Genomic DNA, 2,826 nt, shown 5'->3' on the forward strand with positions numbered 1-2,826 from the left:
TTTCTAGGTCTGCTTCGTCACCATCGTGATCCGCCGACGGCCGCCCTGACTTCAGTCGGACGACTGACGGGCGGATGCTGTCGTAGGACCGCAGTCCTGTCGTAGGACTGCCGCTAGATCCGGACCTCCACCGTGCGCGCGAACCGGTCGTGCAGGCCCCGCCCGTCCCGGTCCCAGATCAGGGCCGGGAGCGCGATGCACAGGAGGGCGGTGCGGAGCAGGGTGCGCAGGGGGTTGGGGCGGCCGGTGTCGAGGGCGTACACGCGGAGGCCGAAGAGGCGCTTGCCCGGGGTGAAACCGATCGTGCCGACCGTGAGGGCGCTGAGGACGAAGAAGACGAGGAGCGCCCAGTTGCCGGTCGCGCCCGGCTTGTAGCCGTGGGTGAGCAGGCCGTATGCGATCAACAGGCACAGGGCCCAGTCGACGGCGAGGGCGCCGAGGCGGCGGCCCGGGCGGGCGATCGAGCCGGGGCCGTCCTCCGGCAGACCGAGCTGCTCGCCGCGGTATCCGAAGTCGACACCTGCTCGCTCCGCGGCCTCGCGGGGCCCGGAGAGCCACGAGCCGATTGCATCCCTGTTGTCCACCCGTCCACGGTACTGCCCGCGTTCTGCCATGCGGACAGGAGGGGCCAGGCGGCCCAAGACCGGTTAACTTGGGCGAAACAAATGGGTCACGCCTGAGAAATCCCCCGTCCCTAAGGTCGGGTCCAGCGTGTGCCACCGCACTGGCCGCACGAACGAACTACCACCCCGGCACGGACGGTCGGGAGTAGGAGGAGCTGGATGTTCCAGAACGCCGACGAGGCCAAGAAGTTCATCGCGGACGAGGACGTCAAGTTCGTCGACGTCCGATTCTGCGATCTGCCGGGTGTGATGCAGCACTTCACACTGCCGGCGACGGCCTTCGACCCGGACGAGGAACTCGCCTTCGACGGCTCCTCGATCCGCGGCTTCCAGGCCATCCACGAGTCCGACATGGCGCTCCGCGCCGACCTGTCGACCGCGCGCGTGGACCCCTTCCGCCGCGACAAGACGGTCAACATCAACTTCTTCATCCACGACCCGATCACGGGCGAGCAGTACTCCCGTGACCCGCGCAACGTGGCGAAGAAGGCCGAGGCGTACCTCGCCTCCACCGGTATCGCCGACACCGCGTACTTCGGTCCCGAGGCCGAGTTCTACGTCTTCGACAGCGTGCGCTTCGAGACCAAGGCGAACGAGTCCTTCTACCACATCGACTCCGAGGCGGGCGCCTGGAACACCGGTGCGGTCGAGGACAACCGCGGTTACAAGGTCCGCTACAAGGGCGGCTACTTCCCGACCCCGCCGGTCGACCACTTCGCCGACCTGCGTGCGGAGATCTCCCTGGAGCTGGCCGCGTCCGGCCTCCAGGTCGAGCGCCAGCACCACGAGGTGGGCACCGCCGGCCAGGCCGAGATCAACTACAAGTTCAACACGCTGCTCGCCGCGGCCGACGACCTCCAGCTCTTCAAGTACATCGTGAAGAACGTGGCCTGGCGCAACGGCAAGACCGCGACCTTCATGCCGAAGCCGATCTTCGGCGACAACGGCTCGGGCATGCACGTCCACTCGTCGCTGTGGGCCGGCGGCACCCCGCTCTTCTACGACGAGGCCGGCTACGCGGGTCTGTCGGACATGGCCCGCTACTACATCGGCGGCATCCTCAAGCACGCCCCGTCGCTGCTCGCGTTCACCAACCCGACGGTGAACTCGTACCATCGCCTGGTGCCGGGCTTCGAGGCGCCGGTCAACCTGGTGTACTCGCAGCGCAACCGCTCCGCCGCGATGCGTATCCCGATCACGGGCTCCAACCCGAAGGCCAAGCGCGTCGAGTTCCGCGCGCCCGACTCCTCCGGCAACCCGTACCTCGCCTTCTCCGCGCTCCTCCTGGCGGGCCTGGACGGCATCAAGAACAAGATCGAGCCGGCCGAGCCGATCGACAAGGACCTCTACGAGCTGGCCCCCGAGGAGCACGCGGGCGTCGCCCAGGTCCCGACCTCCCTCCCGGCCGTCCTCGACCGCCTCGAGGCCGACCACGAGTTCCTCCTCGCGGGCGACGTCTTCACGTCCGACCTGATCGAGACGTGGATCGACTTCAAGCGCACGAACGAGATCGCACCGCTCCAGCTGCGTCCGCACCCGCACGAGTTCGAGCTGTACTTCGACGTGTGATCGAACCGGCCCAGTGCCTCGGCGCCCTCGTCTCTCCTCGGAGAGGCGGGGGCGCTGTCGTGCGCTCGAAGAAAAGCGCTCACTGGCCGCGAAGCCAGCTGTCCAACCAGGTCACGGCAGCCCGCCCGACGCCGAATGCCACTCCCTTGACAGCGTTGGCGGACAACTCGCGGAGGACGTGGGAAGCACGGCCGGCGGAAGGGGACTTCGGTACTCGGAACGGAGACCTGGCACGGGCTGCCCGGGTACGGGACGGGGTTGGTTTCGGCGTCATGCGCCAAGTGGACCGCCGTGGTGGCGCAGGGCCCCAGCACTGCGAAAGAACCCGTACGCGTCCGACTGTCGCCACACAGGAACCACCAACTGGCGAGGTTTCGTAGTCCTTCGGCGATCTACGGTGATCTACGGCGCCCTCCGCAAACCTTCGGGAAGCGTCACCCCCGCCGCTCTACGATCGGCTCCGAGGAGGAAAGCGCCGATGGAGTACGGCAGTGAGCTTCAGGCGGAGTTGGAGACATGGGCGGCGGACTTACGGCAGCTCCGCATCGAGGTCGGTGATCCCACGCTGGCGGAGATCGCGGAGCGCGCACCGAAGAGCCGGCCGTTGTCGCCTTCCGGTGTCAGCGAGATCCTG

General features: G+C 67.7%; 2 protein-coding genes. One reads left to right on the plus strand and one right to left on the minus strand.

What is annotated here, in order from left to right; all coding sequences use genetic code 11:
• Positions 1-113: 113 nt before the first annotated feature.
• Positions 114-584: an RDD family protein gene (locus ACNFOC_RS52865; protein WP_416966095.1), complete on the minus strand. Its 471-nt coding sequence runs from the start codon at positions 582-584 to the stop codon at positions 114-116.
• A 198-nt stretch (positions 585-782) separates the two neighbouring features.
• Here ACNFOC_RS52865 and glnA point away from each other — a divergent pair, with 198 nt between their 5' ends.
• A complete protein-coding gene (gene glnA, locus ACNFOC_RS52870) occupies positions 783-2,192 on the plus strand; it encodes a type I glutamate--ammonia ligase (RefSeq protein ID WP_393042592.1) in 1,410 nt (469 codons plus the stop codon).
• The last annotated feature ends 634 nt before the right edge of the window (positions 2,193-2,826 follow it).

The sequence above is a fragment of the Streptomyces colwelliae genome, from assembly GCF_048158785.1.
In the GTDB taxonomy this organism is placed as follows: domain Bacteria; phylum Actinomycetota; class Actinomycetes; order Streptomycetales; family Streptomycetaceae; genus Streptomyces.

Bases quoted from the DNA above. Each gene is read 5' to 3' on its own strand.
- glnA (WP_393042592.1), top strand. From the start codon at position 783: ATGTTCCAGAACGCCGACGAGGCCAAGAAGTTCATCGCGGACGAGGAC.